The sequence below is a fragment of the Paenibacillus terrisolis genome (assembly GCF_056171975.1).
Window position 1 is genome coordinate 73,222 of the sequence record NZ_JBKFGG010000004.1, and the last position, 26,330, is coordinate 99,551.

Annotated in this window: 21 protein-coding genes, 1 pseudogene and 1 other annotated feature; of the genes and pseudogenes, 7 read left to right on the forward strand and 15 right to left on the reverse strand. The window is 51.6% G+C overall.

Going from position 1 to position 26,330, the window contains the following annotated elements:
- Positions 1–472 precede the first annotated feature (472 nt).
- On the forward strand, positions 473–1,072 hold the full coding sequence (gene rpsD / locus ACI48K_RS04430; protein ID WP_475026266.1) for a 30S ribosomal protein S4: 600 nt from the start codon (positions 473–475) through the stop codon (positions 1,070–1,072).
- A gap of 615 nt (positions 1,073–1,687) precedes the next feature.
- On the opposite strand, the gene tyrS is transcribed toward rpsD, so the two are convergent.
- The gene (gene tyrS / locus ACI48K_RS04435; RefSeq protein ID WP_475026268.1) at positions 1,688–2,941 is read right to left on the reverse strand and encodes a tyrosine--tRNA ligase; all 1,254 of its coding nucleotides are present in this window, start codon (positions 2,939–2,941) and stop codon (positions 1,688–1,690) included.
- Between the two features lie 70 nt (positions 2,942–3,011).
- Positions 3,012–3,289 (reverse strand) — a binding site (T-box leader).
- 173 nt (positions 3,290–3,462) lie between these two features.
- Between tyrS and ACI48K_RS04440 the strand changes: the two genes are divergently transcribed.
- Positions 3,463–6,522, forward strand: coding sequence for a transglycosylase domain-containing protein (locus tag ACI48K_RS04440; RefSeq protein ID WP_475026270.1), 3,060 nt, complete (start codon positions 3,463–3,465; stop codon positions 6,520–6,522).
- 247 nt (positions 6,523–6,769) lie between these two features.
- On the opposite strand, the gene acsA is transcribed toward ACI48K_RS04440, so the two are convergent.
- The gene (gene acsA, locus ACI48K_RS04445) at positions 6,770–8,494 is read right to left on the reverse strand and encodes an acetate--CoA ligase (RefSeq protein WP_475026271.1); all 1,725 of its coding nucleotides are present in this window, start codon (positions 8,492–8,494) and stop codon (positions 6,770–6,772) included.
- 299 nt (positions 8,495–8,793) lie between these two features.
- On the opposite strand from acsA, the gene ACI48K_RS04450 reads away from it, so the two are divergent.
- Positions 8,794–9,426 carry a GNAT family N-acetyltransferase gene (locus ACI48K_RS04450; protein WP_475026272.1) on the forward strand — a complete coding sequence of 211 codons (633 nt, stop codon included), beginning with the start codon at positions 8,794–8,796 and terminating at the stop codon, positions 9,424–9,426.
- Between the two features lie 35 nt (positions 9,427–9,461).
- Entirely contained in the window at positions 9,462–10,640 is a 1,179-nt protein-coding gene (locus ACI48K_RS04455) for an acetoin utilization protein AcuC (protein ID WP_475026274.1), read from the forward strand.
- 38 nt (positions 10,641–10,678) lie between these two features.
- Here the strand turns inward: ACI48K_RS04455 and ACI48K_RS04460 are convergent, their stop codons facing one another.
- The 4 genes from ACI48K_RS04460 to ACI48K_RS04475 form a co-directional block, all read right to left on the reverse strand.
- Positions 10,679–11,395, reverse strand: a complete 717-nt coding sequence (locus ACI48K_RS04460) for a 5'-methylthioadenosine/adenosylhomocysteine nucleosidase (RefSeq protein ID WP_475026276.1) — start codon at positions 11,393–11,395, stop codon at positions 10,679–10,681.
- A gap of 132 nt (positions 11,396–11,527) precedes the next feature.
- On the reverse strand, positions 11,528–12,532 hold the full coding sequence (ccpA, locus tag ACI48K_RS04465; protein ID WP_475026278.1) for a catabolite control protein A: 1,005 nt from the start codon (positions 12,530–12,532) through the stop codon (positions 11,528–11,530).
- A 107-nt stretch (positions 12,533–12,639) separates the two neighbouring features.
- Complete coding sequence (gene ytxJ / locus ACI48K_RS04470; protein ID WP_475026372.1) at positions 12,640–12,984, reverse strand: bacillithiol system redox-active protein YtxJ; 345 nt, start codon at positions 12,982–12,984, stop codon at positions 12,640–12,642.
- 118 nt (positions 12,985–13,102) lie between these two features.
- Positions 13,103–13,543 (reverse strand): hypothetical protein, encoded by a 441-nt coding sequence (locus ACI48K_RS04475; protein WP_475026280.1) that lies wholly within the window; start codon positions 13,541–13,543, stop codon positions 13,103–13,105.
- Between the two features lie 228 nt (positions 13,544–13,771).
- Between ACI48K_RS04475 and ACI48K_RS04480 the strand changes: the two are divergent.
- Positions 13,772–14,316: pseudogene (locus ACI48K_RS04480) on the forward strand (type 1 glutamine amidotransferase domain-containing protein).
- A 56-nt stretch (positions 14,317–14,372) separates the two neighbouring features.
- Here the strand turns inward: ACI48K_RS04480 and ptsP are convergent.
- From ptsP to ACI48K_RS04510, 6 genes are all read right to left on the reverse strand, one after another.
- On the reverse strand, positions 14,373–16,112 hold the full coding sequence (gene ptsP, locus ACI48K_RS04485; RefSeq protein WP_475026282.1) for a phosphoenolpyruvate--protein phosphotransferase: 1,740 nt from the start codon (positions 16,110–16,112) through the stop codon (positions 14,373–14,375).
- Positions 16,113–16,287: 175 nt separating this feature from the next.
- On the reverse strand, positions 16,288–16,716 hold the full coding sequence (locus tag ACI48K_RS04490; protein ID WP_475026284.1) for a CoA-binding protein: 429 nt from the start codon (positions 16,714–16,716) through the stop codon (positions 16,288–16,290).
- A 51-nt stretch (positions 16,717–16,767) separates the two neighbouring features.
- Positions 16,768–18,060 (reverse strand): 3-phosphoshikimate 1-carboxyvinyltransferase, encoded by a 1,293-nt coding sequence (gene aroA, locus ACI48K_RS04495; protein ID WP_475026286.1) that lies wholly within the window; start codon positions 18,058–18,060, stop codon positions 16,768–16,770.
- 34 nt (positions 18,061–18,094) lie between these two features.
- A complete protein-coding gene (locus ACI48K_RS04500) occupies positions 18,095–18,607 on the reverse strand; it encodes a shikimate kinase (RefSeq protein ID WP_475026288.1) in 513 nt (170 codons plus the stop codon).
- Between the two features lie 162 nt (positions 18,608–18,769).
- Positions 18,770–20,179: an NADP-dependent phosphogluconate dehydrogenase gene (gndA, locus tag ACI48K_RS04505; RefSeq protein WP_475026290.1), complete on the reverse strand. Its 1,410-nt coding sequence runs from the start codon at positions 20,177–20,179 to the stop codon at positions 18,770–18,772.
- A 188-nt stretch (positions 20,180–20,367) separates the two neighbouring features.
- Positions 20,368–20,964: a hypothetical protein gene (locus ACI48K_RS04510; RefSeq protein ID WP_475026292.1), complete on the reverse strand. Its 597-nt coding sequence runs from the start codon at positions 20,962–20,964 to the stop codon at positions 20,368–20,370.
- Between the two features lie 448 nt (positions 20,965–21,412).
- On the opposite strand from ACI48K_RS04510, the gene ACI48K_RS04515 reads away from it, so the two are divergent.
- On the forward strand, positions 21,413–22,042 hold the full coding sequence (locus tag ACI48K_RS04515) for a YktB family protein (RefSeq protein ID WP_475026294.1): 630 nt from the start codon (positions 21,413–21,415) through the stop codon (positions 22,040–22,042).
- Between the two features lie 34 nt (positions 22,043–22,076).
- Here the strand turns inward: ACI48K_RS04515 and ACI48K_RS04520 are convergent, their stop codons facing one another.
- Positions 22,077–23,345, reverse strand: a complete 1,269-nt coding sequence (locus ACI48K_RS04520; protein WP_475026296.1) for an MFS transporter — start codon at positions 23,343–23,345, stop codon at positions 22,077–22,079.
- Positions 23,346–23,532: 187 nt separating this feature from the next.
- Here ACI48K_RS04520 and ACI48K_RS04525 point away from each other — a divergent pair, with 187 nt between their 5' ends.
- Positions 23,533–25,005, forward strand: coding sequence for an aminotransferase class I/II-fold pyridoxal phosphate-dependent enzyme (locus ACI48K_RS04525; protein ID WP_475026298.1), 1,473 nt, complete (start codon positions 23,533–23,535; stop codon positions 25,003–25,005).
- Positions 25,006–25,113: 108 nt separating this feature from the next.
- Here ACI48K_RS04525 and ACI48K_RS04530 read toward each other — a convergent pair whose 3' ends face one another.
- Entirely contained in the window at positions 25,114–25,491 is a 378-nt protein-coding gene (locus tag ACI48K_RS04530) for a DUF1292 domain-containing protein (protein ID WP_475026300.1), read from the reverse strand.
- Between the two features lie 103 nt (positions 25,492–25,594).
- A complete protein-coding gene (locus tag ACI48K_RS04535) occupies positions 25,595–26,152 on the reverse strand; it encodes a copper amine oxidase (RefSeq protein WP_475026302.1) in 558 nt (185 codons plus the stop codon).
- Between the last annotated feature and the right edge of the window lie 178 nt (positions 26,153–26,330).

Sequence of the window (26,330 nt, forward strand, 5' to 3'; positions counted from 1 at the left end):
ACATGGAGAAAGCCCCTTTTCACCGCTTTTCGGCTGCGGGAATGTAATATATATTGCTTGTGCCTGTGGATCCTGCCCAAAATGCATTCAATTTCCTGCACTTATCCATTTCTGCTTTCCAGATTTCATTTTACTATCTTCCCTGCGGTTTTGCATTATAATTCCATGATTTTAACCCATTTTTTTAGGACAAAAGCCCTATCGACAAAAAAACTGCTTTTCAAACAAAAACCTCGTATTGACTTTATGTCATGGTTTCATATAATATATATTGTTGAAAAAGACTGGATAGAGTCTTGATTAGGGCGTAACGCATGCGAGCACCCTCTCGGGTTCTTGTTGCTGACAAGACAGCGGCTGAACTTTCTTGTCAGTGAGCGAATTTTCATCTATCCTTCGCTCAGCCAAACAAGACCCGCGCAAGTAGAACCCTACACCGAAAATTTCCATTACAAAGGAGTCTACCTATACAATGGCACGTTACACTGGTCCTAAATTTAAACTCAGCCGCCGTCTCGGCATTTCCTTGAGCGGAACAGGCAAAGATTTGAAACGCCCTTTCCCTCCGGGACAACACGGCGCTAGCCAACGCAGAAAAATAAGCAACTACGGAGCTCAATTGCTTGAAAAACAAAAATTGCGCCACATGTACGGATTGGGCGAAAAACAATTCCGCACTTTGTTCGAAAAAGCGCAAAAAATGCCTGGTATCGCGGGCGAAACTTTCATGTTCCTGCTTGAAAGCCGTCTGGACAACCTCGTTTACCGTCTGGGCTTCGCAAACTCTCGTGCAGGCGCACGTCAGCTCGTATCCCATGGTCACGTAACCGTTAACGGCAAAAAAGTCGACATCGCTTCCTACCGTGTAAGCATTGGCGACATTATCAGCCTTCGCGAAAGAAGCCGCGGCCTTTCTTCCATTAAAGAAGCTTTGGAAAACCGCTCGCATCTTCCGGCTTACCTGGAATTCAACGATACCGCTTTGGAAGGCAAACTGATCCGTCTGCCTGAACGTTCCGAGCTGTCCCAAGACATCGATGAAAAACAAATCGTCGAATTCTACAACCGTTAAGATTGAATTGCAAAACGGCCCAAGTCATTGCGACTTCGGGCCGTTTTTTTATATTGAAAGAGCCGATATTTCCGCCGCTCAAATGAGCCTTAGCCCTTCTCCACATCGCGTCACACCTCAGCATTTCCTTCCTTAATAAGCTCTTGGTGTGGACGCGCTTATGTACTGGCCCATGGTCGCTCGGCTCGGCTCAACCTACTACTTCGCATCCGGTTCTTACTCCGCAATCGTCCGCACGTTTTTGTCCCGCAGACTTTGGAAATGTTGTACTTTGTGCAAGAATTATTGTCCTTTACCGGTCTATTCAGACGATTGTTGCATTTTATGCAATATTTCCATCCCTATTTGGCCAATTTGCTACTAAAAAAGCAGAAAATGCTGCAATTAATGCAGCATTTTCTGCTGTGGAAACCCAATAATCCCTCTAAATTTTGCACAAAATGCAACATTTCAGGCCGCTGATCCCGCTACTCAAGCGATACCGGGTATTGAAAACTCGCCCTTCGGAAACCGGCCATTGAGTATTTACCATTATGCCACCGAAATGACGCCGTGAACTGCTTATGCTTAACCCTCAGCTATTAACCCATCCATGCCGCCGCTTCGGCTTGCATATTATTTACGCAGCAGCTTGGCAAATTTCCGTTTGCCGACTTGAATTACCTCGCCGCCCGCAAGCTCGATTTCGGCGTTCGGGTCGGTCAGTTTCTCTTCGTTCAGCTTGACGGCGCCCTGCTGAATGCTGCGCTTCGCTTCCCCGTTGGATGAAGCAAAACCGATCAGCGTGAGCAGCTTGATCAGGCGAATTTTGCCGTCCTCCAGCTCCTCGGCCGAAACTTCGATTTCTTCAATGTCTTCCGGCAGCGCACGCTGTTGGAAGACGGTAATGAAGTGCTCCTGAGCCGCTTCCGCCGCATCAAGGCCATGGTACATACGAACGAACGTATGCGCGAGCTTCATTTTCGCGTCACGCGGATGCATGGTCCCTTGTTCGATACCTTCCGCCAAAACCGTAAGCTCCTCATTCGTCAAATCCGTGGCGAGCTCGAAATATTTCATCATCAGTTCATCCGGAACGGACATCGCTTTGCCGTAAATTTCGTTCGGTTCTTCATCGATGCCGATGTAATTGCCAAGGCTCTTGCTCATCTTTTGAACGCCGTCCAACCCTTCGATGATCGGAGTCATAATGGCGATTTGAGTATCTTTGCCGTATTCTTTTTGCAGCGTTCTGCCCATCAGCAAATTGAACTTCTGATCGGTCCCCCCAAGCTCGATATCGCTTTCCAGCGCCACGGAATCCATGCCCTGCATCAGCGGGTAGAAAAATTCATGGATGCTGATCGGCTGGCCGCTTTGATAGCGCTTCGTGAAATCGTCACGCTCCAGCATACGCGCCACCGTCACCTTCGCCGAAAGCTTAACGACATCGGCAAAGGTCATTGGCGCAAGCCACTCGGAGTTAAAATGAACCTTGGTTTTTTCCGGATCGAGGATTTTGAACAGCTGTTTCCGGTACGTTTCCGCATTCCGCTGTACGTCTTCTTCGGTCAATTGCTTGCGGGTTTCGGATTTGCCGGTCGGATCGCCGATCCGCCCTGTGAAGTCGCCAATGATAAGCTTGACGTCATGACCAAGATCCTGAAATTGGCGCAGCTTCTGCATTACCACAGTATGCCCGACATGAAGGTCCGGCGCGGACGGGTCAAGCCCCAGCTTTACTTTCAGCGGCTGTCCGGTTACCACCGATTTCATTAGCTTTTGCTTCAATTCTTCTTCAGGCACGATTTCAACGACACCCCTGGAAATGACGCCGAGTTGGCGCTCCACTTCCTCCTGCTGGGCAACCGTAAGTTCTTCCCATTTCATTCGTTCATTCCTCCTAGGTTTACTTCCAATCGCTAAATATCCGGCAAACGCAAAAAAGCTCCTTCTCATCCCAAGGGACGAGAAGGAGCCGCTCGCGTTACCACCCTAATTAAAACCGTCAACCGAAAGCTCTGCGGATACATGGCCCTGCAGACCTCCCGAAGCGGTTTTCACTTCATTCCTTTAACGGTCATCCCGGTGCCGGACTACTATCGTTCAACTGAAACGAATTCCCCCGGACGGCTCCAGACGGTAATTCAAAAGGGATCCGCCCATTCGGTTCGCAGCAGCCACCGATTCTCTGAGCAGCGGGATTCCGCCTTCTACTGAGTCTTTCCAAGCCTTTGTCGATATGCATTTAGATATTTTATAACACATAAGCATTTCTCAAGTCAAACCTTGACGGCTGCGGATTGCGAATCTCCCCAAATCACTTGTCGGAACAAGGGCAAATAGGTTGAAAATTCATCCAAGCCGCCGTTTTTATGCTATAATGTTGCTGTTAAAAAGGAGGATAATGCATGGTTCATGAGAACGATAAAAACTCCGGCAAGAGATTGAAACGTGAATCCCGGAAACAGAAACCGTCCCGCAAGCACAAAAAGGGACATTGGGTCTGGGTTACGCTGGGCTGGCTCTTTTTGCTCGGAATTGCCGGTATTCTGTTTGCGGGAGGGGCCGCATTCGGATATGTGTCCTCCATCGTAAAGGATGATCCGGTACGATCGCGTGCCGACATCGAACAAAAAATCAATTACAACGAAATGACCGGCTTTGCTTATTTCCGCGATGGACAGCCTATCGGCCAGCTCCGTTCCGAGGAAGACCGGCGGCCCGTTACTTACAAGGAAATCCCCCAATTTGTCCTCGATGCGGTCATCGCGATTGAAGACAACAACTTTGAAAATCACATCGGGATTGACTTCAAAGGAACGCTGCGCGCGGTTAAGCAAAGATTGCTTCATGAAAGCGTTCAAACCGGCGGAAGTACGTTAACTCAACAGCTGGCACGGCGCGTTTTCCTGAACCTAGACAAGACCGATGACCGGAAGATCAAGGAAATGCTGCTGGCGCTGCGGCTGGAGCGTTTTCTGTCCAAAGATGAAATCATCACGGCTTATTTGAATAAGGTTCCTTTCGGAAACGGCTCCAACGGCTATCAGGTGTACGGGATCAAAGCGGCCGCCAAAGGCATTTTCAACGTGACCGACCTGAACAAGCTGAACATCGCGCAGGCGGCTTATTTGGCCGGTTTGCCGCAGCTTCCTTCTTCGTATTCGGCTTTTAACGGCAAAGGAGAGTTTAACCAGGATGCTTTTGACCGCGCGCTCAAACGGCAGCGTCTGGTGCTCCAGCGGATGCTCGAAGAAAATAAAATCACACAGCAGCAATACGACGAAGCCGTCGCCTTCGACATTAAAGGTTCGCTGGCTCAACAAACTCAAAAGGCATATGACACTTTCCCTTACCTGATGCTGGAAACCGAACGGCAGGGCGCTCAAGTCATCGCTATGCTGAACAATCCGGACATGACCAAGGACGAAGTGGAGAACAATCCTCAAATCCTTGAAAATGCCCGGCAGGAGCTGCTCACCGGCGGCTATCGCGTGTACACGACGATCGACAAGAAAGTCTACAACTCCATGCACAGGATATCCGACAATGCCGACAACTTCAGCCCGGAAAGCAAAACCAAAGGGCTGGAGCAGGTCGCCGGCATGATGATCGACAACCGGACCGGCGCCATTCTCGGCATGATCGAAGGCCGCGATTTCTACACGGAGCAAATGAACTACGCGACGCAAATGAAACGGCAGCCCGGTTCGACGATGAAGCCGATCGCCGCGTATTTGCCGGCGATTGAAGCGGGAATGATCCAGCCTGCCAGCATCATCGACGACTCGCCGATTATTTTGAAAGATTATCAAAAAGGCTTCCACATTCCGGTTAACTCGAGCGGCGGATACAAGGGACTGGTAACGGCCCGGACCGCCCTTAATGAATCGCGGAACATCCCTGCGCTCAAAATTTTCAACAACGTCGTCGGTATCGACAAAGCGTGGGATTTTGCGAAGAAGCTTGGGATTACCACCATTGAGCCCGAAGACTACAGCGCGCAAACCGGTGTTCTCGGCGGACTCAAGTATGGCGTAACGGTCGAGGAATTGACCAATGCTTACAGTTCCATCGCAGACGGAGGAGAATTCAACGATGCGTACATGATCGAGAAAATCCTGGATTCCAAAGGCAATGTGGTTTACAAGCACGAAACCGATCCGCAGCGCGTCTATTCCAAGCAAACGGCTTATTTGATGACGGATATGCTGCGCACGGTCGTTAAAGACGGAACCGGGAAATCGATCAAGAGCGATTTTAAAAACTTCGGCAAAATTCCGGTCGTGGGTAAAACAGGAACTACGCAAAACTATGCGGATGTCTGGTTCATGGGCTTTTCTCCGGATGTGACGCTGGGCGTTTGGGTCGGTTATCGCGAGCCGGTCAACACTCTATCGGAAGCCGGGAAAGCGCGGGCGCGGAAAATTTGGGCGCTCGTCATGAACGAGGTTACCGACAATGATCCGGAGCTGTTCGCCACGAAGGAGTTTACCAAACCGGACGGAATCGTAACCAAAACGGTATCCGGATACAGCGGCAAGCTGCCGACCGCATTAACGCAGCAAGCAGGCAAGATGGTCACCGACATTTTCAACGCGAAATACGTGCCTACCGAACCGGACGACGTACTGGTGCGGGCAAAATACGTAACTTATGACGACGTGAATTACGTTCCTCAGGAGGCTACGCCTTCCGACATGCTGCGGGAGAAAGTCGTCGTGAAGCGGGAGAAACCGATCGCGGAGCTGGTAGAAGACCTGGAGAACGCTTTTAAGACCATGAAAGGCGATCATAAGTCGATCAGCTACTACATGCCGAAGGATGCGGGAGAGGATGCGCCATACAAGCCGGATCCTCGAGTCGACGACGGTCAGGCTCCTGCTGCTCCGGCCAACGTAAGCTACTCTTCCGGCACGATCACGTTCGATAAGAGTGCTTCGAGCGACGTGGTAGGGTATCGTCTTTACCAATCGGAGGATGGAGTGAATTTCCAAAGCACCGGGAAAACCGCACTTGTCGGAGATGCAACCTCCATCGCCGATTCGGCTTCAGGCGCCTATTACGTCACGGCGGTTGACGTGGCCGGCAAAGAATCGGCTCCAAGCGCCACCGTCGGAAACGGCGTGCCGGACGGGTCGATCTCGGGTCCGGGAAGCGACGGTCAAACGCCTGGCGGCGGTCCGAATGAGAACGGCCCGCTTCCTCCCTCTCCGTCCGGTGTGAACGTGCAGAAGGATGGCAGCGACATCAAGGTCAGCTGGAATGCCAATGATCCGCTTGACCTTGTAACGAGCTACAACGTATATGTCTCCGATTCGGAGGGCGGCAGCTACTCTCATGTCGGATCAAGCGACAATACGCAGTTCTCGTTTAAAACCGATGCCGCAAACGTCTGGGTGCAAGTCACCGCCGTCAACGTGCTCGGCGAATCGGCGCCTTCCGCGCCGGTGCATTACGGGAATTAAACGGTTCTCAAACAACAAAGGGTTGGATGGTCTATTCAGACCATCCAACCCTTTTAACATTCAATGATCTCTCCATCGCCAACTTTTTTCGATTCGAAGAGTTCAAACTTACTTCCGGCGTGAATTAAATTTCTTGGAGCTTCTGGAAACAAAAAATCAAAATAACATGTACTTTGATAATTGTCATAGTTTTTAACTATTTTTAAAACCACGCTCCAATCCTGTCCCTCCTCCCTCTAAGCGCCAATTAATCCTCGATCGTCGAAAGATCCCCCGCCGGGAGGTTCAGCTCCCAGGCTTTGAGTACACGGCGCATGATTTTGCCGGAGCGGGTTTTGGGGAGTTTGTCTTTGAACTCGATTTCCCTCGGGGCGGCATGGGCGGACAGGCCTTCCTTCACGAAGCGGGCGATTTCGGCCTTCAGTTCTTCAGAGGCCGTGAAACCTTCCCGCAAGGAAATGAAGGCCTTGATGATCTCGCCGCGCACCGGATCGGGTTTGCCGATTACGCCCGCCTCGGCTACCGCCGGATGCTCCACCAGCTTGCTTTCCACCTCAAACGGGCCGACCCGCTCCCCGGAGGAGTTGATCACGTCATCGATCCGGCCCTGGAACCAGAAGTAGCCGTCCTCGTCGACGTAAGCCGTATCGCCGGAAATGTACCAGCCCGGGACGCGGAAATATTCTTCGAATTTGGGCGCGTTGTTCCAAATCAGGCGCATCACCGACGGCCAAGGCGTGCGAATCGCCAAATTGCCCATCCGGTAAGGTGGCAGCACTTTCCCATTATCGTCGATAACGGCGGCCTGGATGCCCGGAACCGGCTTGCCCATCGAACCCGGCTTGATCGGCATCGCCGGATAATTGCAGATAAGCTGGCCGCCGGTCTCGGTCATCCACCACGTATCGTGAATCCGCTGGCCGTATACCTTAAGTCCCCAGCGCACAACCTCCGGATTAAGCGGCTCGCCTACCGACAACACATGGCGCAAGGAAGACAAATCATACTGCTCAATGATATCCTGTCCGGCGCCCATCAGCATCCGAAACGCGGTAGGGGCGCTGTACCAGACGGTAACTTTATTCTTCTGAATCGTGTCATACCAATCGCCGGGGCTGAAGCGCCCGCCGCGAATGACGTTCGTTACGCCGTGCAGCCAAGGCGCAAAAATGCCGTAGGACGTGCCCGTAACCCAACCCGGGTCCGCCGTGCACCAATAAATGTCGTTCTCTTTGAGGTCGAGTACGACTCTACCCGTGTGATAATGCTGAAGCATCGCATTGTGCACATGATAAACGCCCTTGGGTTTGCCCGTGGAGCCGGACGTATAGTGCAAAATCAATCCATCCTCCCGGTTGACCCATTCGATCTCGGCCTCCGGAGAAGCTGCGGACAATTCGGCCCGAAGGTCAATAATGCCTTGCTCCGCAGGTACTTCATCGCCAACGACAAAGATGAATTTAAGCAGCGGCAGCGCCTCCCGCTTCACCCGCGGCAGCAGCGCCGGCGTCGTTACCAGCGCAACGGCTCCGCTGTCTTCGAGCCGGTCTTTGACAGCCGTCTCCATAAAAGCTTCAAAAAGCGGCCCAACCACCGCGCCAACCTTGATGGCGCCAAGAACACTGACATACAATTCCGGAGTTCGGGGCATGAAGACAAAGACGCGATCTCCTTTGGAAATCCCGTAGCTTCGCATCACATTGGCGAACCGGTTCGTCAATCCCTTCATCTGTTCGTAAGTAATCGACTCCTGGCGGACCGGGTCGCTGTACAGCAGCGCAACGCGTTCCCCTTTGCCGGCGTCGACATGCCGGTCGATCGCCTCGTAAGCCAGGTTCACCTTTCCCGATTCGTACCAGGAAAACTGTTTCTCAACATCCTCCCAGTTGAAATCCGCATAAGCCTCTTCATAATTCGTCATATTGGCCGACGGAGCGATCGCCGAAATCATTTCCCCTTGCAGTTGACTCATCGTTTCATCCTCCCTTGATTCTGTGTGAAACCATCATCATGCTAGAGCGAAAATCATGAAAACGGATACATAGGAGTGTAAATCAAAAGTCATTTTCAGCGTCATAAAGCAGTTAGGCATCCGCTTGGACTGGAATTAATAATCGTTATTTGTTTGCGTCAAAAATCACACATTAATCCAAAATATGTGAATTTTTTATGTCGGAAATCATTATATCATACGTCTCCCACAGCGGCTATACTTTTCAAATATTCATTTTTCTGTTATAAGTGAGGGGAACGAGCAAAGGAGGCGGTTTAATGGAGCACCAAAAAACGTACATCCGCCATACCCTGCCCCATCAAGATCGCGAGATTGTTCTGGAAGGCCCGGTCACCCCTATCCATTTGGAAAGCCTGCGAATGCATTCGGACCTGGACGCGTTTCGAAGGCCCGAAGAACAGCACGCTGCTCTGATCGAAATCGCCGGTCTTCCCGAAGGGCGGATTATTCTAGCCAGGGAAGAAAACACCATCGTCGGTTACGTAACCTTCCACTACCCCGATGAAATGGAGCGATGGTCTCAAGGCCGAATGCCGGATCTTATCGAGCTGGGGGCCGTAGAGGTAGCAAACGACTACCGTTCCCTGGGGCTCGGATCGCAAATGATCCACACGGCTTTCGAAGACAGTCAGATGGAGCGTTATATCGTTTTTACGACCGAATATTACTGGCATTGGGATTTAAAAAACAGCGGCCTCAGCGTATGGGATTACCGTAAAATGATGGAACGGCTGATGAAAACCGTAGATATGGTCTGGTACGCTACCGACGACCCGGAAATATGCTCCCATCCGGCGAACTGCCTGATGGTCCGCATCGGTAAAGAGGTCCCGCTGGAATCTGAGGAGCAGTTTGACCGGATCCGGTTTCAGCAGCGCTTTATGTATTGAAGTGAAGTGATGAATAAGAAAGGTCGTGTGCCCCCATGTCTGGAAGCGCTTTATTTGTTCGCCATGAGCATGACATGGACTATCGTTTCCATGACAGTCATCCCTTCCACCCCATTCGGCTCCAGCTAACCCTAGACCTGCTGACTGCTTCGGGAGCACTTGAGTCATTCCACCTGCTGCAGTCCCGTCCTGCTGCAGAAGAGGAATTGTTGTGGATCCATCAACCGGCCTACATCGAAGCCGTGCGGGAGCTAAGCCGCCCAAGCCCCATTCAAGCATGGGTCGACAAGGCGGAGCAATACGGGTTGCTGGATGAGGATACGCCTTATTTTACGGGGATGGATGAAGCGGCTTCTCACGTAGTAGGCGGCTCCATAACGGCCGTGGAGTCGGTTATGTCGGGCCAGTGTACCCATGCCCTTCACTTGGGTGGCGGGCTGCATCACGCCTTGGCGGCGAAGGCCGCCGGCTTTTGCATCTATAATGACGCCGCCGTTGCCATCGCTTACGCGAAGCGCCGCTACGGAGCCCGCATTCTGTATGTGGATACAGACGTACACCACGGGGATGGCGTGCAGTGGAGCTTCTATTCCGATCCCGACGTTTGCACCTATTCCATTCATGAAACGGGGAGATATCTTTTTCCGGGAACCGGCTTTTTATCCGAACGAGGAGAACATCAAGGCTATGGAGCCTGCATGAATCTTCCCCTTCAGCCTTATACGGAAGATGACTCCTGGCTGGATTGTTTCGAGACTTCGGTAAAACGTCTGACGGAGCGTTTCAAGCCAGATCTCATCGTCAGCCTGCACGGCTGCGACGCCCACGCTCTGGATCCGCTGTCCCACATGCACTGCAGCATGGCTATCTATCGGAAAATGCCCTCTATTCTGCACAACCTCGCCCATTCCTATTGCAGCGGACGTTGGGTTGCCTTGGGCGGAGGCGGATACGATTTCTGGCGGGTTGTTCCCCGCGCCTGGAGTCTGCTGTGGCTGGAAATGAGCCATCATCCGATTATCGGCCGTCTGGACGCGAATCCTCTGGAACCGCTGCCGGAAGCTTGGATCAGCCAGTGGCAGGCGCTGTCCCCGGTCCCGCTCCCCCGTACGTGGCTCGATGACCTGAGCCGCTGGGAGGGCATCCCCAGGCGAGCGGAAATCACGGCAAAAAACCGCGAAAGTCTCGCGGTTGCGCTTCAGGACTATGCTTGATTCAAACCGGAAAAATGCGCCTCATACGCATTTATTATTTACTCCGTTACGGAACTCAAGTTCTTAATCATATCGCTCACGATTTCAAATGAACGCTGCGATGCAAGCGCAGTAAACTCGGCGAAGTTAACGTCGGCCGAGCCGTCCGCTTTATCCGACATGGAGCGAAGCACCACGTAAGGGATGCCGTTCATGTGGCAAACCTGAGCAAGCGCAGCTCCCTCCATCTCAACACATTCGCCTTTCAAAGCCCCATACAGCACTTCAACCAACTCAGGATCGGCCAGAAACTGATCGCCTGACAGCACGCGTCCAATCACAAAATGATGATCCCGGCATATCCGGGCGCAGCTCTGTTTAGCCAGTTTAACCAGCTGCCGGTCTGCGGGAAAATCCGAGGTTTCCTGATAAGGGATGACACCGCGCGGATACCCCAGCGGCGTCACGTCCATATCATGCTGCTGACAGGAAGACGAAATCACGATATCGCCGATATTAAGCTCCGGGTTCATAGCGCCGGCTACCCCTGTGAACCAGACCGCCTCCACTCCAAATTGATCGATCAGCAGCTGTGTGGTGACCGCCGCGTTCACCTTCCCTACGCCGGATTTGCATACCACAACTTCACGGCCGTGCCATATTCCCTTAACGAAACGAATCCCGGCATGAACAGCCGTTTCCTGCCGCTCCACGGTCCCCAGCAGCAAAGCGATTTCTTCATCCATCGCACCCATCAGCCCAATGCGATTCAGCATACACTCCAACTCCTTCGCCGAATACCTAAAAAAGCTCCCACTCGGGGAGCTTTTTCCATGTTTAACCTTTTTCATATATTTTTCTGTGTATAATTATTATCTCTAAATTTTCTTAACGTTATCAAGCAAGTCTTAGATATGGCTGACGGATAACCGCAAAATTGTCTCATGCGGCAAAACCACGCGAGGGTTGTCCACCGTCTCTTTCTTCATAAGCTTCGTTAACAGACGCATCGCTACAGCTCCAAGATCGTACATCGGCTGAGCAACGGTAGTCAGCTGAGGACGAACCATGGAAGCCATACGAATATTGTCCACACTGATGATGGAGAAATCGTCCGGCACTTTCAGGCCTTCATCCTGGATGCTGTGGATGGCGCCGATCGCCATTTCATCCGTAGCCGCAAAAATGGCCGTTGGCCGCTTCTTAAGGCCCAGGAAATATTTCATCGCTTCCACGCCGGATTCGTAGCGGTAATTTCCGATCCGCACCAGATCCTCCTGGTACTGAATTCCCGCTTTTTCCAGCGCACGTTTGTAACCTTGAAAGCGAGCAAAACCATTCGCCGGATCCTGCAAAGTCCCGCTGATCATGGCAATCTCCCGATGTCCATGACGAACCAGCGTGCTCACCGCATCAAAGGCGGCAGCTTCGTGATCGATGTCCACCGAAGGAATGATGCCGTTCTCATCGCTCGTCGCACAAAGGACGATCGGTACCGCGGATGTCTGGAACGCCTGCAAATGTTCTTCCGTTACCGTTCCGCCCATGAACAGCAGCCCGTCCACCTGCTTCTCAAGCAAGGTGTTGATGACGCGGATTTCTTTTTCCTTCTTCTTATCGGCATTACATAAAATGATGTTGTAGTGGTACATGTTGGCGATATCTTCGATGCCACGTGCAATCTCCGCAAAAATCGAATTCGATATGTCCGGGATCACCACGCCGACAGTGGTAGTCTTCTTGCTGGCAAGTCCTCTAGCCACCGCATTAGGTCGGTACCCCAAACGCTCAATTGCTTCGTATACTTTTTTCCGTGTCTGCGGTTTCACATTAGGGTTATTGTTCACAACCCGGGAAACCGTGGCCATCGAGACGCCTGCTTCACGTGCCACATCGTAAATGGTAACCGTCACATTCTTCTCTCCATTGCCATAGATTTTCAATCGATCATCCGGTAATACCCATTGCTCCAATTAAATTTATGATACGACAAAATATTACTTTGTGCAATGATAACGCTTCACTTTGCCAGAATCTCTGTCAATACAGCCTTCGTAACCCTGGAATGGGAGGTATGCCAAACAGCCTGTCCGCCCTTTACCAGTATGGCCTGCGGGGATTCATGCTTGACTCCAAGCGCGCTTTCGGCTTCATTCGAAACCGCCCGATCTTCGACAACATGGATAAGCCCGTATGTAACCTCTTCACTCGGCGCTTCTTTAACATAAGCGTCAACTTCACGATATGCCCCGGCGCTGATGGGACATCTTGTGCTGTGCTTGAAAAGCAGGAGCGGCCGCTCGGAGGAAAGATGCAAAGCATGATGAAGCTCCTGTACGGATGTTATTCTCTGCAATGTCGACATCATCAATTCTCTCCTTTTGAAACAAAAAAGAATCATCGGTTGTTCTGTTGATATCTTAACAAAAAGGGGAAGAAAAGAAAATAATGTTTGAAAAATATCATGAAAATTTGCGAAAAAACTAATTGGTTTGGGACAATTGTCGGTCTTTGACGAATTTGGACAACTGGGACAAACGTTTGGATATATCCTGCATCCAAGCGGAATCGCCCTGATCCTTGGAGAAGCTGTAAAGATCCAGGAGCAGGTTGATTCGCTCCTCGCATTTCTCCAGAACCAAAACTTCAAATGAGAGTTCCTCCGCCCGATTCCACTTCCGGTAAATAGCGAAAATGACATCGGCGAGTTCGTTCACTTCCGGAAAAGACACCCGTCCGTCGTACTGTTGCTTTAACGTGTCCAGCAAATTGAGCAAATCCGGCTTTACCGCAGGCAGCACTTCATAATAGCTGCAATCTTCACATTCGAAAATCGGAACGCGATCAATTTCGATTGTTCCTTCAAAAATGACCAACCTGAATCCAAGGTTCATTTTTTGTCCGCAATGACAGAGTTTGCGCACAGGATCACCTCATCTTAGTTCTTGGCATATTCAGTTGCAGCGATGAATAATATATTTATTCGACTCGCTCATGCGCATTCCTTCTTCAGGAAAGGAATAGCGCAAAATTACCATAGCAGGAAAAAATGCCACCCACCGCAAGATATGAAAGCAAATTACATATTTGATACAATTAAAATATCGAAATAAAATTTCGTCAAGGCAGTCGAGGAAAGGGAGGCGACGGATTTGAGACTTACTGGTAAAAAGATCTTAGCTCTGGTTGATGAAGAATTCGAAGATTTGGAGCTCTGGTACCCGATTTATCGGGTTCGTGAGGAGGGGGCGACGGTCCATCTGGCCGGTCCTGTGAAAGGGAAAAAATACATCGGCAAATATGGAGTGCCCGCGGAGGCGGAATTTTCGTTTGAGGAAATCGATGCCAGTCTTTATGACGGGATCCTTGTTCCCGGAGGGTGGGCGCCTGACAAACTTCGGCGTTATCGCCGGGTATTGGAAATCGTTCAAGAGCTGAATGCGGCCAAAAAACCGATCGGTCAAATTTGCCACGCGGGGTGGGTACTCATTTCCGCCGGGATTCTGAAAGGCGTGACGGTAACATCCACGCCGGGCATTCGCGATGACATGAAAATGCCGGAGCTATTTGGAAAGACGAACCGGTTGTTACCGACGGACATATCATATCGGCACGGAGACCGCCGGATCTGCCACCATACGGTAAGGCATTCGTCGATGCGCTGGCCGGCATGCCGCTGCACAATAAACAAATCTAATTTCGAATAGTAAATGCCGGGGGTCTTTGCCTCCCCGGCATTTTGTTTTGCATATTTTAAATCGCTTTTTTCGCCAAAACTTCGTTCGCAAAGCGGGTAAGCTCAGACTCGATTTCACTGCTTGTAGCTAGACGGAAGCAGGCCGCGCCCACTTCATGGCTCTCCTCCACGGAAGAGTTCAGAATGCGGTGTTTGACCCGCAACAGCGACTGCGGAGACATGCTCAAATCGCTGACGCCCAAATGCAGCCATAACGGAACCGCCCGTTCATCTCCCGCCATCTCGCCGCAAACGCTGACCGGAATCCCCGCCTGCTTGGCGGCTTGTACCGTCTGGCGCAGCAGCCGCAGCACCGCAGGGTGGAACGTATGGTATAAATGGGCGATCTTTTCGTTCATCCGGTCGACAGCGAGAACATACTGCACGAGGTCGTTCGTTCCGATGCTGAAAAAGTCCGCTTCCATGGCCAGCAAATCGGCAATCGCCGCTGCAGCCGGAACCTCGATCATAACCCCGACCTGAATTTGCCGGTTATAGGCTATTCCCCGCCGATCCAAATCCTGCTTGGCATCTTCCAGAACCCGGTTTGCTTCCCGGATTTCCTCCAGAGAGCAGATCATAGGATACATGATTTTTACGTTTCCGTAAGCGCTCGCGCGCAAAATCGCGGTTAACTGGGTCTGAAACAACCCCTTGCTGTCAAGGCTGATGCGAATAGCCCGATATCCGAGTACCGGATTTTCTTCCTCCGGCAGTTCGAAATACTCCAGCTGCTTATCGCCCCCGATGTCGAGCGTACGTATGACCACGGGATGGCCGCCCGCCTTTTCGGCAACTTGACGGTAAACTTCAAATTGCTCTTCTTCCCCGGGAAAGGTGGCGCGGTCCATGTACAGGAACTCGGTTCGGAATAGTCCGACACCTTCGGCTCCGTGTTTGACGGCGATCTCCAGATCTTTCACCGAGCTGATATTGCCGGCCAGACGAATCCGGGCGCCGTCCTTCGTGACCGCCTCGACCGAAGCCAGCAGCTGCAGCTGTTCTTTTCGGCGGCGCTGCTTCTCGGCCACCTCGGTGTAGCGGTCCACGATGTCTTTGCCCGGCCCAAGATAAACTCTGCCTTCATCTCCGTCAATAACCAGAAGGTCTCCGGTCTGAAAAGTGTCCTCCAGCTTGTGCTCCAGCCCCGAGACGAGCGGAATGCCCAGCGCCCGCGCCATAATCGCCGAATGGGACGTCTTGCCTCCGGACATCGTAACCATTCCGAGCACGTTGTCGGGATTCAGATGCACCAGCTGCGAAGGGGACAATTCTTTGGCGACCAGAATATAAGGCTGGGTATCCGCGGGCAGCGTAACGTCCGGCGTTCCCAGCAAATGCTTAAGCAAGCGGTTCCCGACATCCTTGATGTCAAGCGCCCGCTCTTTCATGTATTCGTCGTCCAACAAATCAAACATGGTTACAAAATGGTCGATCGCTTCTTTGACGGCAACCTCGGCCGCTTTGTATTGACGTTCGATGATCCCCTGGATTTCGCTCATGAATACGGGGTCTTCCAATATCGCAATGTGAGCGTCGAATATTCCCGACTCTTCGGCTCCCACCGTTTCCTTAATTTCGTTCTTCATCACTTCGATCTCGGTTTTGGAAGTGCGAATGCCTTCGTACAGCCGCTCGAACTCTTTGGCGAGATCCACCTTCTCCAGTCTTTGGTCTGGCACATCCCATTCCCAGGCGGGCAGCACAAAAGCTTTGCCGATCGCTACTCCCGCCGCTGCGCCGATACCCTGTATCATCCTTTGCCCCCCTATGTCCTCCTTGTGCGGTACCCCTATAGGATACCCTCTCTCTATTTCATTATGGTAATCCCAGGCTAATAAATTTGTCAAAGGAAAAAGCGCGCGACAAAAAGGCCCGCCCCATGCTGGAGTGGACCTTCCGAATTTTTCCGCGGAATTTGTCGTTAAAGGTTTAAGGTCTTTTGCCGATCAACAGGCTGTCTTCCACCTTGATGCAGCGGTCCATAATCACGGTCAGACCGGCGCTTGAGGCGATCTCATTGGCTTCCTCGCTGAATATTCCCTGCTGTAACCAAAGCACCTTGGCGCCGATTTTAACGGCTTCCTTGGCGACCTCCGGCGTGTATTCGCTTCGGCGGAAGACGTCGACGATGTCCACCGGCTCCGGAATGTCCTCCAAAGACGCATATACTTTCTCTCCCAGGATTTCTCCGGTCACCGATGGATTCACGGGAATGATCCGGTATCCGTTATTCTGAATCGCCTGAGCGACCATATAAGAGCTGCGGTCCGTTTTGTCGGACAATCCCACCACAGCGATGTTCCCGGCGTTTTCTAAGATTTTCTTGATTTCTTCGCGGCTTGGATTTTCAAATGCCATCTTCGTTTCCACCTTTCGAAGCTGATTTGGATTAATTCAAATATACTACAGTTACTTTACCCATTCCACGGACGCGCCAAGCGAAGCGATATGATCAAAAAACTGCGGATACGATTTAGCTACGTGATGAGCATCTTTGATCAATAGCGGCTGGCGGCAGCGCAGGCCCACAACCGTCAGGGCCATGATGACCCGGTGGTCATAGTGCGCATTGATCTCCACCCCGCCCTCAAGACCGGAAGGCTGGCCGTGAACGATAATTTCCGCCTGCCGCTCCTCCACCTTGGCCCCCGCTTTTTTCAGTTCGTTCAAATAATCGGTAATTCGGTCGCATTCTTTGTAGCGCAGATTCTCCACATTATAAAATCTCGAAGTCCCATCGGCAAAAACGGCCGCGGCCACCATGGCAAGCACCGCGTCGGTCGCCGCGTCTCCGTCGAACTCGACCGGCCGCAGCCGGCGGTTGCCCTGCACATGAACCGTGCCGTCAACATGCGTCAGCGGCACGTCCATCATTTGCAGGACGTCGACCACGGCGCGTTCTCCCTGCTTGCTCCGCTCCGCCAGCCTGTGCACCTTGACATCCGATTTCGTCACCGCCGCTGCGGCTAAAATCGCCGCCGATCCCGGATAATCTCCCTGTACAGTATACGTTTTCGCTTGATAAGCCTGCCGGCCCGGCACGGTGAAATGCATGTAGTCGCTGCTGGCATGCACGACGATTCCCGCCTGCTCCAGCACCTCAAGCGTCTGACCAATAACGACCTTCGATTTCAGATCGTCCAGCACTTCGATTTCGCTGTCCTCTTCCAGCAGCGGCGTCAAAAACAGCAGCGCGCTCAAATACTGCGAGCTGACAGCCCCGGAGATGCGGATTTTGCCGCCCCGGGGAGCCCCGCCGCGAATCGTGATCGGGAGCCGCCCTTCGTTGTGTTCGACTTGTACGCCCATTTGACCGAGCGCATCGATCAAGTCGTCATGGGGACGTTTGCCCAAGGAATCGGGATACGTATTCACGAAAGTGATTTCCGGACATAACGCGGCAATTGCCATCAAAAAACGCAGCACCGCGCCCGCGTTTCCCACGTTCAGTTCCCTGATTTCCTTCGGACGGCGGCCGAATCCGGTAATAACGATTTTCTCCTCGTCTTCCTCAAGCACGGCGCCGAGATCCGAAATACAGCGGCGCATCGCATCGCTGTCTTCGCTGTGAGCCGGGTAGTATACGGTGCTTGTCCCTTCCGCCAAAGCGGCGACCAGCAGATAACGGGTCGTATAGTTCTTGGAAGAGAGTGCTCCGATTTCTCCCTTCAGTTCAGGCGTTGGCCTTACGATAACGTCCATATATGATAACTCTCCTTTATCGAGTGATTGTCCATTAAACGCGGTAATGCATTAAAATCTCATCTGACACTTGTTCGGCGGTTTTCCCCGACGTATCGATCCGGATATGGGCAAAATCGTAAGCATGCTTCCGCTCTTCGAGAAGCAGCATTACCCGCTTCCTGGCCCCTCCGGCCAGCAGCGGCCGGTTCTTGTCTTCGCCGACCCGCGCCACAATCTCGTCCGCTGTAGCCGCGAGCGCAACCACGAGCCCGTTCTCCAGCATGACACGCCGGTTCTCTTCGAGCAGCACGGCTCCTCCGCCCGTTGCCAGCACGATGCCTGTCCCCGCGAGCGTTTTCCCTAAAACGCCAGATTCCGTATTCCGGAAAAATCCCTCGCCCTTCTCCGCAAACAGCTCGGGAATCGTGTGTCCCGTTTCTTTTATGATCGCCGAATCGAGATCCACGAACCGAAGCCCCGTTTTCTCCGCCAGACAGGCGGCAACCGTCGATTTTCCCGTCCCCATCATACCGATGAGGACAATATTGGCTTTATGGCCGCTCATCATCCGTCACCTACTCGCCATTCTATATCAATTTTAGCTTTTTCATATCATAACATAGGCCGGCACTTTTAGGCACTGCGGTGAAAAAAAGACGCCGCGAGAGCGAAACTGCCGCTCTCCGGCGCCTTTTACAGGCAGGGCAATAAGCTGCCCACGCAAATTTTAGAACCATTGATGATGGAATACGCCTTCCTTGTCCACCCGTTTGAAGGTGTGGGCGCCGAAGTAATCGCGCTGCGCTTGCAGCAGGTTGGCCGGCAGACGTTCCGTGCGATAGCTGTCATAGTAAGACAGGGCGCTTGAGAAGCCCGGAACCGGAATGCCGTTCTCAACCGCGGCGGAAATGACTTTGCGCCATGCGCCTTGATAGCTTTCCACCACGTTTTTGAAGTACTCGTCAAGAAGCAAGTTTTTGAGCTCCGAATCACGGTCGTAAGCGGCTTTGATGTTATGCAGGAACTGCGAGCGGATGATGCAGCCGCCGCGGAAGATCATCGCAATGTTGCCGTATTTCAGATTCCAGCCATATTCGTCGGAAGCGGTGCGCATTTGAGCGAACCCTTGCGCGTAGGAAACGATTTTGGATGCGAACAGCGCCTTGCGCACATTTTCAATAAACTCGGCTTTGTCGCCGCTGAATGCCGGTTTGGCAGGTCCGTTCAAAATTTTGCTGGCCGCTACGCGTTCTTCCTTCATTGCGGACAGGAAGCGGGAGAATACGGATTCCGTAATCATGGACAGCGGTACGCCAAGATCGAGTGCGCTTTGGCTTGTCCATTTCCCCGTGCCTTTTTGGCCGGCTGCGTCAAGGATGATGTCAACCATCGGCTTGCCGGTTTCTTCGTCATATTGCGAGAAGATGTCGGCGGTAATTTCGATCAGGTAGCTGTCCAGCTCGCCTTTGTTCCATTCCGTGAAAATTTCATGCAGTTCTTTGGCATCAACGCTCAGAACGTCTTTCAGCAGGTGATAGGCTTCCCCGATCAGCTGCATGTCGCCGTATTCGATGCCGTTGTGAACCATCTTCACATAATGTCCGGCACCGTCCGGCCCGATATATGTACAGCAAGGATCGCCGTTCACTTTGGCGGAAATCGCCGTAAGAATCGGTTCTACCAGCTTATACGCGCTTTCTTGTCCGCCCGGCATGATCGCTGGGCCCTTCAGAGCGCCCTCTTCCCCGCCCGAGACTCCGGTGCCGATGAAGCGGAAGCCTTTGGCTTCAAGCTCTTTGCTGCGGCGCTGCGTATCCGGAAAATGCGCGTTGCCTCCGTCGATGATGATGTCGCCTTGGTCGAGGAAAGGAAGCAATTGCTCGATGGTGGAGTCGGTTGCCGGGCCGGCTTGTACCATGATTAAAATTTTACGCGGAGTTTCCAGCGAGTTCACGAACTCTTCAACGGAAAATGTACCAACAAGGTTTTTGCCTTTCCCCTCATGATCCAGAAGGTCATGCGTTTTCTCCGGGGAACGGTTGAACACCGAAACCGTAAAACCCCGGCTTTCAATATTAAGGGCCAAGTTTTTGCCCATAACGGCCAAGCCGATAACGCCGATTTGTTGTTTAGACATGCTCTCCATCCTTTGCCACATATATTTTTTCAATATTTTCATTTTAACTCTTTTGTGTACAGAAGTGAACCCCTGGGCGCCCGCTCAAAAAACAACCCCCGGATCGCAGGGGGAGCGTAAGTAAGTTTTCAGTTCGAAGACCAAGCTGCGGCGCTGCCGAACATTTATAGATTGAACCAAAAGGCAGGTTACCATTCAAGCCGGAGCAATTCCACGCGCAGCCTCCGGAGGTTTTCCTTGCATGATTCCGAAGCCTGCTCGTCGCCTTGCTGCATCGCTTCATATAATTTTTCAAGCTCCGCGTCAAGTTCCTGTTGAAGACTCTCGAGCTGCTGCTCCGCGGACTGGCTGTCGAACAATTCGCCCATTTTCTTCATATCGACGGTAGGCCCTTTCTGAAAAATGACCCGATGCTCCATTCCGGTAATCTCCACGAGACGGATTACTTCGCCGAACAAAATATTTTCGATCAAAATCTGCCTGTCTTTGAAACGCTTAACCACCGCATGACCGCGTAAATCCCCTATCAGCTTTTCCAACCATTCCGCCAGCTTGGCGTCCCGAATAATATAGTCGCCCACCAGCTTGTATCCCTTGGCGAGACGCTGAAATTTAAGTTTAGTCAGCTTTCGCCCCGTACGCACGGATATGATAAAAATGGACTCGGTTTCGCTCCAATATAAAGAATACCCGTCTTGGATTAAATCGCGGATCAATTGTTGAATGTGCCGGCGGTCGAATCGGAGTTCCAGGTTGCAGTATTCCACCTCATAACTTTTATTCACGGCACTCCCTCCTAAAAGTTTTGTGAGCATAAACATCTGCGAGTACTCTTCGAACAAAACTTGCACCGGAAGCATACGCTTGGTTTTGTGACCGTTGGCGTCTCGAGCAAAACTCGCTGTGGAAGCATACGCTTAGTTTTGCGTTGGGCAACTGCGTATGCTCCCCGAACAAAACTGCTGCGAAAGCATACATTGTTTTTGTCAGCGGACTTCCCATTTGCACTCTTCGTACAAAACTCGCTTGACTTTTTCTTGTTCTGGTTTACCTTATCTTATACTCCATCTTATGTTATGGAACTTGGTTTATTGATTATTTTTACCCGTTTCGGGCTGGGAGTGACACATGCCTTGGGAGAATCAGACGCGCGGAGATGGAATGCGATTATGTTATACTGAAGGAAACCGATGATAAAGGATATCAATGATAGATCAAGCTGGAGGTATTAAGATGAACGCGACTTTTGCCGGATTTACGCAAGAGGATTTTCAGACGTTGACCGTTCCGGGACTCGCCCCGAGAATGGAAGCGATTATCGGAAAGGTAAGGCCGAAACTTGAAACGCTGGGAGAGACGCTTAGCCCGTTCTTGTCCGTGCTTTGCGGAGAGGAGATGTATCCTCACGTAGCCAAACATGCCCGGCGCGTCGTGAACCCGCCGAACGATACTTGGGTCGCCTGGGCGGCCAGCAAGCGGGGGTACAAGGCGCTCCCGCATTTTGAGGTGGGGATGTTTTCGACCCACTTGTTCATCATTTTCGCCGTCATTTACGAAAGCCCCAACAAGGCCGTGATTGCCCAATTTTTGGACAAACAGGCGACGAAGCTGGCCAAATCGCTGCCCGACCGTTTTTACTGGTCGCTGGATCATTTTGACCCGGGCGGAACGCTCCAAAGCGACACGGACAGCAAGCAATTGAAAGCATGGGCCGAAAAACTCCGTACCGTGAAAAAATCGGAAATTTTGTGCGGTCTTCGTCTTGAGAAGGACGATCCTCTGCTCAGCGACGGAAACAAGCTGGTTAGCGTCATTGAAGAAACGTTCACCACATTGCTGCCGTTATATAAAGGCTCTTTTTGAATTACATGCTCCGCAAAGTTCAACCTTCCCGAAACTAACGAGTCGCGGGAAGGTTTCTTTTTTTTCTGGAGAGCAGCAAATGCAGGATAAATAACAAAGCCATCACGGACGCGCTCGCCAAAAATGGGGCTGGAGGTCCGAGCAAATCCCACAGCTTGCCGGATACGATGGGTCCGACGACCATCCCGGAACCTTGAATCGTCAGGAACAACCCCCACACCGTTCCTTTCTCGCCGTCAGGCAACTGGTGCGACACCATCGTGTTCCAGGTCGGCAGAATAAACGCGTAGCTGACCCCGATCAGCATCACCAGTATCCAAATGACCGGGACGGACCGCATGACGGCAAACAATCCGATAGTGACGGCCGCCAGGGCAAATCCGATATTTAGGAACCGCCGCGTTCCGAAACGATCCACCATTTTGCCGATCGGAATCAGTCCGAGCAGCGTAATTCCGCCGCCCACGACGAGCATGGCGCTGTAAGTTTCGGGCGGTAACCCAAGCTCGGTGCGAACGTATAGTGTAATGACCGGCGTAAGCAGTCCCACGGTGAACGCCTGAAAGAACAGGGCCGGATACAAAAGTGGGCTCACATGCAAATTGTCGCGGATATGCCGGAAAGTAGCCCGCAAATTTTTGCGGAGACCTCCTTTCCAAAGGGAACTCTGAGCTGCCTTTGGCGATCGCCCCACAGCTTGTCCCGGAAAAAACTGTTGGGATTTCCCGGGCAGAAACAGGGAAACCGCCACCACCAGCGCCATGCAGCCCAGCAGAAACCAAAACAAGGGGCGGATCGAATGATTGACGAAAAAATTCATGATCACCGGACCGGAGCCGGTTCCGCCGAGACTGGACATTTGAATAACTCCCATTGCGGTACCGAATTTTTTGTTCTCTTCGGTCATCGCGGTGATGCCCATCATGACACATGGCCATAAAGGCGCCGAACCGATGCCCAGCAAAGCGCAGCCGAGTACGATGAAACCCACTGTCTGCAGGAAGGCGATCATCATCACGGCCCCGAAGGTGATGCACAGCCCAATCGTCATCGTCACGCGAAAGCCGAGCCGTTCGATCAGCCAACCGGCCGGGCTGCGAAACGCATTATCGCCGATATATTGGAGGGAAAAGGAAAGACCGATGGCAAACGCGCTGAGTTTGAGCACATCTCCCATGTACACCGGCAAAATGGCGACAAGCAGCGCCCCTTTGACGAACTCCACCAAAAACATGATGATCCATAGGCTGGCGAGCGCCTTGTTAAACCATTTTCTGCCGGCGATTCTGGTAGTTATCTCCATCTATACACTCCCTCTCCATTGTCCTTAAAGTGATTCTCTTGATCTAGTCTGTCCCTTTTTTTCGCGAACTTACACGGAATTGGAGCGAATCGGGAATTCCGCACAAAGTCTTTGCTTGCATTCCAAGCTGTTTTTGCTATACTCAATTTTGTTTGAAAATTCACCGAGAAAGGCAGGGATGGCCCCTATGGATCATCAAAGCACGCCGCTGTTCACCGCCCTTAAAAAGCACGCGGCCGGCAATCCCGTTCAATTCCACATTCCCGGGCACAAAAAAGGAATTGGAACCGATAAAGAATTTCGCGAATTTATTGGCGATAACGCCTTGTCCATCGACCTTATCAACATCGCTCCCCTGGACGATTTGCATCAGCCGAGCGGCGTCATCGAACAGGCCCAAAAGCTCGCTGCCGACGCATTCGGAGCGGACTACACCTATTTCTCGGTGCAAGGCACCAGCGGCGCCATTATGACCATGATACTATCCATTTGTTCTCCCGGTGATAAAATCATCGTGCCGAGAAATATTCATAAATCAGTCATGTCGGCGATTATTTTTGCCGGGGCCAAACCCGTGTTTGTCTCGCCGGCGCAGGACCATAATCTCGGCATCGATCACGGCATCACGATCTCTTCGGTCCGTAGAGCCCTGCAGAAGCACCCGGATGCGAAAGCGGTGCTGGTGATCAACCCGACTTATTTCGGCGTGTGCGCCAATTTAAAAGAAATCGTGGACCTCGCCCACAGTTTCCATGTTCCCGTGCTTGTGGATGAAGCCCACGGCGTTCATATCCATTTCCACGAAAAGCTGCCGATGTCCGCGATGCAGGCCGGCGCCGATATGGCGGCAACAAGCGTTCATAAACTGGGCGGCTCAATGACTCAGAGCTCTGTTCTGAACCTGAACACCAAAAACGGGTACGTCAACCCGCAGCGGGTTCAGACGATCATCAGCATGCTCACAACGACTTCCACTTCGTATCTGCTGCTGGCATCCCTGGACACCTCGCGCAGAAGTTTGGCGCTCCAAGGCCGCGAAATGATGGAGCAAGCTATTGAGATGGCCGAGTATGTGCGCGGCGAAGTCAATAAAATTGAAGGCTTGTATTGCTTTGGCCGCGAGATTCTCGGCGGCGAGGCGACGTTCGATCACGATCCGACGAAAATAACGATTCACGTCCGCCATTTGGGAATCACGGGCTATGAGACGGAAAACTGGCTCAGAGACCATTACAATATCGAGGTCGAGCTCAGCGATATGTACAACATTCTTTGCCTGATTACTCCGGGAGATACGCAGGAAACGGTAGAAACATTGCTGACGGCCCTGCGGGATCTTGCCCATATCTATAAAGACAACAGCGCCAACGAACTTATCGTTAAAGTGCCGGAAATTCCACATCTATCGCTGATTCCGCGCGATGCCTTTTACGCGGATACGGAAGTAATACCGTTTAAAAAATCCGCGGGCCGGATTATCGCCGAATTCATCTACGTATACCCGCCGGGAATTCCGATTTTGCTGCCGGGAGAAGTTATTTCACAGGACAACATCGATTACATCGTGGACCACGTTGAGATCGGGTTGCCCGTCAAAGGCCCGGAAGACCGTTATATCGAAAATGTCAAAGTGATCGTGGAAGCGGACCCGATATTCTAATCCGGCTTCCGTCCCTGATCAACGCAAAAAGCACCCCGGATATTCGTCCGAGGTGCTTGTTTTTTGTTTATGCTTTATTAAACCGTTTATTATAATCCGGGACTTGTCTTAGGCTTCGTCCATTTGGGAAACGAGCTGGTTATAAGCCTCTTCCACTTGTTTCCATTCTTCTTCGTCTTCAATATTATAAAGCACCATTTCTTCGTTCTCTTCTTCCATACGGAGAATGATGCCGTCCGCTTCCGGATTGTTCCGTTCCAGCAGCAGCGCATATACCTTTTCACCTACGTCGAACGTTTCGACAAGAACCATCTCTACGTCATTGCCTTGTTCGTCGGTCAGCGTCAACACAAACTCTTCATGCTCATGATCGTGATCATGGTCATGTCCGCAGCCACAAGCTTCACCATGCTCGTGATGGTGATGATGGTCGTGGTCATGTCCGCATGCGCATGCTTCACCGTGTTCGTGATTATGATCGCTCATTGAAATACCTCGCTTTAAAGTGGTTTAATGGGTTGTAACCTGTCGGTCCTCTCGTATCGTATCATTTTTGCCCGGGATCGGTCAATTTACGAGTTTTTTCCGGTTATTTCAGCACATTGATCCCTTTTTTCGAGACCAATACAAAGTCGGTGCTGCTGGAGGACTGCATGTAGAAACCAACGGTGTATTTGCCCACCGTTTTAAAATCATAGGTGTAATCGTTCGTACGGAACCAGAAGTGATCCTGCTGATCCTTAATATCGGCCGTTTGAATGACCTTCTCGGAGCCGTCAGGCGCCGTAATGGACACGCGAACCGCAGAGATATTCGTTTTCAATTCGTCAATTTGCGCTAACACGCTGAACTTGATTTTGGCTGTTTCCTTCACGTCTCCGAACATTTTATCGTCCGTCTGCCACAGGGACAGATGTACGTTCGGTTTATAATATTTTACCGTTTTAGAGGCATCATCATACTCAACCAATCCGTCAAGATTGCGAACAGGAACGTAAGTCTTACCATCAACCACGTACCCGCCGTCTTCTATTTCGCTACCATTTAATAAGAATTTAACCTTCTGGGAAGCCGCGTCGGCGAATAGCAAGGAACCGCCCATCAGAGAGAAAGCAACAACGAGTAATGCAACTCTTCTCCATTTCATGTAATGAACCCCTCCATATGATTCATGTTGATGTAAAATTATACTCTAACGAGGAGTCCAAGTTGCGGTCTTCTCTACGAATAATGGCATTTTTTTTGAGATCCCGCGCTAGTTGCTTTCGTTTCCGGGACAAATCGTGTACATTTAGGGTAAAAAGCGGATCTTTGCAAGGAGGATG

Bases quoted from the DNA above. Each gene is read 5' to 3' on its own strand.
- acsA (WP_475026271.1), bottom strand. From the start codon at position 8,494: ATGAGTCAACTGCAAGGGGAAATGATTTCGGCGATCGCTCCGTCGGCC.
- ACI48K_RS04525 (WP_475026298.1), top strand. From the start codon at position 23,533: ATGGATCATCAAAGCACGCCGCTGTTCACCGCCCTTAAAAAGCACGCG.
- ytxJ (WP_475026372.1), bottom strand. From the start codon at position 12,984: ATGTCGACATTGCAGAGAATAACATCCGTACAGGAGCTTCATCATGCT.
- ptsP (WP_475026282.1), bottom strand. From the start codon at position 16,112: ATGATACAGGGTATCGGCGCAGCGGCGGGAGTAGCGATCGGCAAAGCT.
- ACI48K_RS04460 (WP_475026276.1), bottom strand. From the start codon at position 11,395: ATGCTGAATCGCATTGGGCTGATGGGTGCGATGGATGAAGAAATCGCT.
- rpsD (WP_475026266.1), top strand. From the start codon at position 473: ATGGCACGTTACACTGGTCCTAAATTTAAACTCAGCCGCCGTCTCGGC.
- ACI48K_RS04455 (WP_475026274.1), top strand. From the start codon at position 9,462: ATGTCTGGAAGCGCTTTATTTGTTCGCCATGAGCATGACATGGACTAT.
- aroA (WP_475026286.1), bottom strand. From the start codon at position 18,060: ATGGACGTTATCGTAAGGCCAACGCCTGAACTGAAGGGAGAAATCGGA.
- ACI48K_RS04500 (WP_475026288.1), bottom strand. From the start codon at position 18,607: ATGAGCGGCCATAAAGCCAATATTGTCCTCATCGGTATGATGGGGACG.
- ACI48K_RS04515 (WP_475026294.1), top strand. From the start codon at position 21,413: ATGAACGCGACTTTTGCCGGATTTACGCAAGAGGATTTTCAGACGTTG.
- ACI48K_RS04450 (WP_475026272.1), top strand. From the start codon at position 8,794: ATGGAGCACCAAAAAACGTACATCCGCCATACCCTGCCCCATCAAGAT.
- ACI48K_RS04490 (WP_475026284.1), bottom strand. From the start codon at position 16,716: ATGGCATTTGAAAATCCAAGCCGCGAAGAAATCAAGAAAATCTTAGAA.
- ACI48K_RS04535 (WP_475026302.1), bottom strand. From the start codon at position 26,152: ATGAAATGGAGAAGAGTTGCATTACTCGTTGTTGCTTTCTCTCTGATG.
- ACI48K_RS04520 (WP_475026296.1), bottom strand. From the start codon at position 23,345: ATGGAGATAACTACCAGAATCGCCGGCAGAAAATGGTTTAACAAGGCG.
- tyrS (WP_475026268.1), bottom strand. From the start codon at position 2,941: ATGAAATGGGAAGAACTTACGGTTGCCCAGCAGGAGGAAGTGGAGCGC.
- ACI48K_RS04530 (WP_475026300.1), bottom strand. From the start codon at position 25,491: ATGAGCGATCATAATCACGAACACGGTGAAGCATGCGCATGCGGACAT.
- gndA (WP_475026290.1), bottom strand. From the start codon at position 20,179: ATGTCTAAACAACAAATCGGCGTTATCGGCTTGGCCGTTATGGGCAAA.
- ACI48K_RS04440 (WP_475026270.1), top strand. From the start codon at position 3,463: ATGGTTCATGAGAACGATAAAAACTCCGGCAAGAGATTGAAACGTGAA.